8 protein-coding genes and 1 pseudogene are annotated in these 5458 nt (G+C 43.4%); all 9 read right to left on the reverse strand.

What is annotated here, in order from left to right; genetic code table 11:
• The coding region (locus Q0257_RS07860) for an acyltransferase domain-containing protein (RefSeq protein WP_298023711.1) at positions 1 to 259 on the reverse strand (259 nt) is incomplete at its 3' end.
• A 9-nt stretch (positions 260 to 268) separates the two neighbouring features.
• Positions 269 to 916 carry a peptidylprolyl isomerase gene (locus Q0257_RS07865; protein WP_298023714.1) on the reverse strand — a complete coding sequence of 216 codons (648 nt, stop codon included), beginning with the start codon at positions 914 to 916 and terminating at the stop codon, positions 269 to 271.
• 49 nt (positions 917 to 965) lie between these two features.
• Positions 966 to 1772, reverse strand: a complete 807-nt coding sequence (locus Q0257_RS07870) for a tetratricopeptide repeat protein (RefSeq protein WP_298023717.1) — start codon at positions 1770 to 1772, stop codon at positions 966 to 968.
• 1 nt (position 1773) lies between these two features.
• The gene (locus Q0257_RS07875; RefSeq protein WP_291938293.1) at positions 1774 to 2247 is read right to left on the reverse strand and encodes an OmpA family protein; all 474 of its coding nucleotides are present in this window, start codon (positions 2245 to 2247) and stop codon (positions 1774 to 1776) included.
• Between the two features lie 55 nt (positions 2248 to 2302).
• Entirely contained in the window at positions 2303 to 3550 is a 1248-nt protein-coding gene (tolB, locus tag Q0257_RS07880; RefSeq protein WP_298023719.1) for a Tol-Pal system protein TolB, read from the reverse strand.
• A gap of 15 nt (positions 3551 to 3565) precedes the next feature.
• Positions 3566 to 3961 (reverse strand): TonB C-terminal domain-containing protein, encoded by a 396-nt coding sequence (locus Q0257_RS07885; RefSeq protein WP_298023723.1) that lies wholly within the window; start codon positions 3959 to 3961, stop codon positions 3566 to 3568.
• An 18-nt stretch (positions 3962 to 3979) separates the two neighbouring features.
• Positions 3980 to 4954 (reverse strand): TonB C-terminal domain-containing protein, encoded by a 975-nt coding sequence (locus Q0257_RS07890; RefSeq protein ID WP_298023726.1) that lies wholly within the window; start codon positions 4952 to 4954, stop codon positions 3980 to 3982.
• Positions 4947 to 5345, reverse strand: a complete 399-nt coding sequence (locus Q0257_RS07895; RefSeq protein WP_005869629.1) for a biopolymer transporter ExbD — start codon at positions 5343 to 5345, stop codon at positions 4947 to 4949. Before Q0257_RS07895 ends, Q0257_RS07890 begins: the two co-directional genes overlap by 8 nt.
• A pseudogene (locus tag Q0257_RS07900) lies at positions 5345 to 5458 on the reverse strand (MotA/TolQ/ExbB proton channel family protein); the annotation flags it as partial. The pseudogene Q0257_RS07900 and the gene Q0257_RS07895, both read right to left, overlap by 1 nt.

The following is a 5458-nucleotide window of genomic DNA, read 5'->3' on the forward strand; positions in this document are numbered from 1 at the left end:
CGATGCTAAGCTTTTCTTGATCCGCTCTTTCTTGCAGCGCCGCAAGCGCCATCATAGAATTTAATGCAATCGCAGGCTGCGTAAATTCCGAAACGTCGAGCTTATCGCTAGGCTCAAACAGTAAATTTTTAAAATCGATGCCGGTAAATTCTGAAGCCTCATCCAAAAGCGCGCGCGCAGAGGCGGAGTTCTCATAAAACTCCCTGCCCATGCCTACGCTTTGGCAGCCCTGCCCTGGGAAGATAAAAGCAAATTTCATAAAAAAGTCCTAATGCTCGTGATGGTGCCTGCCGCAGCACTCGTGATCTTTCCCGTGATCGTGGCCTCCGCAGCATTCATGACCGTCTACATACCCATGGCCTCCGCAACACTCGTGATCCTCTGCGTGATCGTGTCCGTGTCCGCCGCAGCACTCATGCCCCTCGTGATGGTTGTGTCCGCAGCCGCAGCTGTGCGCACCCTCCGGCTGCCCGGTAAGAATTTCATCCGCCGTCGCTTCGCGGTTCTCGACGATTTTTATATTAAATTCCAGCTCCTTGCCCGCAAACGGGTGGTTGAAATCGATGGTAACGTCCTGCTCGCCGATAGCTTTAACGCTCACGCGGGTAGTCGCGCCGTCCTCCGCCTGACCGAAAAGCTCCATACCGACGACCAGATCGATGCCCGCAAACTGCTCTTTAGGCAGGATTTGCACGGCGTCTTCTCTATACTCGCCGACCCCGTCGCTCGGGCTTATTAGAACCGTTTTGCTCTCGCCCGCTTGTAGATTTAAAATTTCATCTTCCAGCTTTTGGATGATTTGATCTTTGCCGCTAAGAAAGGCGATCGGGTCGGAGTTTAAATTTGACTCTAAAATTTCGCCGGTTTTGCCGTCTTTTAGCTCATAATGCATCTTTATAACTCGGTTGTTAGCCATAGTTTTCTCCTGTTTAGAATTTTATTTTGAGTTTGTATTTAAATTTAGGTTATCTAGTGGGCGCGGCTTTGGCTTCTTTGGAGTCCGGGTATGAAGCCTTTAGCGCTTTGTAGAATTTATCTGCGCTGTCTTTATCGCCGATCTTATCGAAGCTGATCGCGGTGTGATAGAGTAGCTTTGGGGTGTAGTCTTGGCTCTCGTTGTGCGAGATGCTCTTTTTATAATAGTTTATCGCTTCTGCGTATGAGCCGGAAAAATATGAAATTTCGCCCAGCATATAGTTTGCCTTAGCGGGCTTGTAATTTTTAGATACTAAATAATTGTAGCGCTCTTTTGCGCCGGAATAGTCTTTTTTGGCATATAAAGTGTCGGCCTCTTTCAATACTGAAGCCTGATCTTTTGATTTAAAATCGGAATCTGATTTTGTACTAGCAGTGCCTGCGTCTAATTCAGCGTTTTTTTTTACGCTGCCGCCGCTACCTAATTTTTTATTGATTTCAGCGATTTGGGCTTTTATAGTTGCGATATCTCGTTTCATCTGATCTAGCTCGCTGTTGCCTTGGCTTTTGCCCGTAGCGCGAATTTCTAGATCTGCCACCCTATTTTCCAGGTTCGAAATTTTAGAATTTGTTCCTTCAAGGACGCTTCGCAAACCTTCGACACTCTCGCGTGTATTATCTACACTAGTTTGCATCTCGCTTATACGCTTGCGGTTATCGCGTAATACTTGTTCGTTTTCGGTTAGTCCATAAGAGCTACCTGAATCAATATTGCCAGCATCAAATGCGGAAGTTTCTGCATTTAAAAAAGTGGCAGCTCCCAAAAGAGCCGCCACCGTGAAATTTTTAAATTTCAAATTAGAATCCAACTTTGAATTCGTCGCGTCTGTTTTGAGCGTCGCACTCTTTAGAATGCTCTGTGCAAGCCATATTGCTCTCGCCGTAGCTTACTACGGAAATTCTGCTCTCATTTACGCCTTGAGCAACCAATGCGTCTTTAGCTGCAGTAGCTCTCTTTAGACCAAGAGCATAGTTGTACTCATCAGAACCCCACTCATCGCAGTTACCCTCAACTTTAACGGTTAGAGACTCTGCGCCTGCTTGATTGAATAGAGCTGCGTTATTATTGATTGTGCCTTGCTGATCGGCTCTAATATTAAATTTATCAAAGTCGAAATAAACAGTACCAACTTCACTTTGGATCTGAGATGCCAAAGCAGCTAGTCTATCTGCATTACTTGTGCTTGTAGTATCGGCCTCTGGGGTCTTTTTAGAACAACCGCTCAATAATAGAGCAGCAACTGCTATCGAAGATAAAACTAAATGTTTCATTTTCTATCCTTTCAAAAAAAATTGAAGTCATTATATCACGAGATTTTTTAATATTTTACCAATCAACCGATTGAATTTTACCCACTCTTAACGGAAATTGAAAACTTTTATTCTCGTTAACCCTGATAATACCTACCGAGCTTCCGCCGCCGTCTTGCTTGATAAACATAATGCTACCGCCATCGCTAGAAAATCTAGGAAACATATTTTTGCCACTAGCCGTTAACTGGCGAATCATATCGGTTTGAGTAGAGATTAAATATATATTAAATCCGCCCCCGCCGTCGCGACTAGAGTAAGTAACGTAATTACCATTTGTGCTGATGGAGTTATTATTTTTGCCGTGATAGACGAGCTGCTGAACGTTGCCGCCGTTTATGCTAGTGGCAAATACGTTTGGATAACCTAAACGATCGCTCACAAAAGCCACGCGCGAATCGCCGTCGATAAAATTTCCATTTACATCAATGCCAGCGTAATCAGTAATTTGCTTAGCGCTGCCCGAGGCTATATCATACAAATAAATATCGGGTTGATCTTTAGGCGCATTGGTAATTAGAAGCTTTCTGCCGTCGGCACTTACATCCGAAGCTATTGTCATGCCGTGACCGGTAAAAATTTTACTCTTGCTACCGTTGGATAGATTAAATTTATAGATAGCGGGCGTATTTTTATTGACGTAATAGGTGTAATAAAATTCGTTCTGCGCCGCGCTCGCCCATTTAGGGAAAATATTTAATCCGCCGCGAAGCACCACCTGCTGGTAGGTAAGCGTATAGTCAGCCACCATGATCTCGCTCTCGCGCGTCGAAGTATAGCGAGAGAGCAAAATCATCTCCTTCATCCAATCGACGTTTGAGTACCCTAGCTGCTTGACGATCTCAGATACCGCCATATGGGCTAAAAACGGATACTTTTCGGCATTTGAAAGCGTAAAGCTCTTCTCATACATCACCCTGCCGCTGTTCGCTTCAAGTACTTTGGCTTTTAGGCTCATCGGCGAACTTTTATCACTTACCGCGTAGCGCACGATGAGAGCGGCGCCGCTAGAACCCAAATTGCTGGAAGCGTCCGCATCGTAGCTGCTTTGTAGATACTCGTCGCTGACTTCAAAAGTCGCACCGACCTTTAGATCACCCACCATAAGTTTAAAGAATTTGTTGCCAAATTCTGAATTTGCAAGGTTCGATGCATCCTGAACAACGATTTTAGGTAGATTTACCCCTTCGTTTACGATAGACATAGTCGCATCTGCCGCGAAAATGCTACTACAAAATGCAAGAATCAAAAGTAGTTTCTTCATCTTTTCTCCTTAAATTTAATTTGCTACGTCGGATAATACCATTTCAAATGTGTGAGATTTATTATCCGGTGATTTTGGAAAGCTTCGCTTAGGAAGCTCATCTAAAAATTTCCTTAGCTTTTGGTTAAATTCTGTGCTACGCCCAAGCTCTAAAATTTGATAATTTAAAACTCGTCCATTGTTGCTAAATTCTATGCGGACTCTAGCCTCATCGGAAATACCTATTTGATACTTCGTCCATAGAGCTTGCAATTTCGACGCCATCTGCGAAAAATAAGCATCTAGCTCCTTTGAAATTTGAATTTTACCAGATTTTTGCGAAACGGAATTTCTTTCATAAGTAAAATTCTGTTCCGAATCCGCCGAAAAAAGCATACAGCAAAACACAAAAATACCAAAAAATTTTTTCACTATTTTCCTTAAAAAATTCTAATTCGACTTCATCACATCAGACATCTTAGTCTTGATCTCATGCGCCGCCCCATCCGGAGACTTCGGAAAGCTTTGGGTTGATAGATTATCCAAGAAATCCCGCAGCTTCTGGTTAAATTCCGTCTCTCTTCCCAGCTCATCGATTTTATAATCCACGACTCGTCCATCTGCACCGAAAGTTATAATAATCGTCGCATCATCTTTCGTGGTCGCTACGTAGCGGCTCCATAGAACCTGAAGCCTCTTTTCTATCGCGCCGAGGTAGGCGTTAAATTCCCCAGTCCTTTGAGTCCTGCCGCCAAGCTTATCGGATTTGACGACAGCATTTTTAGATGCCGCTTTATCCTTAGCACTAGAGGTGGCGGTTTCTTTATCGGATTTTTTATTGCTCTGAACCGCATCGCTAGCCTTGGCGCTTTCCTCTACTTTTGGTATATTAACGCCGTTAAAAAGATCGCTCAAGCTCGGTTTTTCCTCTTTTTTTGGCTCCGGCTTAGTTTCCTCTTTTTTCTCTACTACTTTTTCGGAAGGTTTATCTTCCAACTTAGGCTCGGGCTTGGGCTCCTCTTTTTTGGGCTCAGCTTTAGGCTCGTCCTTTTTAGGTTCCGGTTTTGGCTCTTCCTTCGGCTTTTCGGGCTCTTTCGGCTTTGCCTGCACCGGAGGCGGCGGAACTACTTGCGCCGTAGTCTTAATTTTATCCTCCGGCACGTCCTTAATATTCTTATTTTCAAACTCGCCCTGCTTCGTTTCTTTAGCGATTTCAGGCGCGGACGGAAGTTTATCATCTATTTCGAAATCAAAAGTAACATCCATATAATCGTTGGGATTGTCGGTATATTTTTTAAATTTTTCCTGCGGCTTTGAAATTTGATATAAAAGAACGAAAATCACCAGCAGATAGGCAAAAAGGGCGATTAAAAACGATTTAAAATTATCGTATTTAACCCCCGTAAAATTTGAATAATTAGCCATTTGTTTGAAGCGCGACTTTAGTAAAACCCGCTTGCTTTAAGCTCTTTAAGACAAACATTACATCGTCATAAACGAGTCTCTTATCGGCTTGGATATAGACGGGTTTTTCCAAGCTATACTTGCCGGTGCCTTTAAGCAGCACGAGATTATCCGGGAATTCAGCTAGGCTCATCGAGCTTTTGTCGATATAAACCTTGCGATCTTCGCCGATACGCACAAGCAAGAATTCCGCGGTATTTTCCGAAACCTGTGCTTTTGAGCCACTAGGCAGTTCGATCTTCTCATCGTAGATAATCGCCGTTTGCGCGACCATTAAAATCGCTAGCAAAACAAGCATAATATCGACGAGCGGAGTGATATTTAACTCTGGATTTTCGTCGAAATTATACATTAAATAGCTTTTCCAGTGTTTGCTTTAAATAGCAAAATATCCGCTGTACGATTTATAATGCTCATAACTTCGTATGCTTTGCGTTTTATAAGTAAGCTAAAGGTGTATGCGGG

The organism is uncultured Campylobacter sp. (genome assembly GCF_938018035.1).
GTDB lineage: Bacteria > Campylobacterota > Campylobacteria > Campylobacterales > Campylobacteraceae > Campylobacter_B.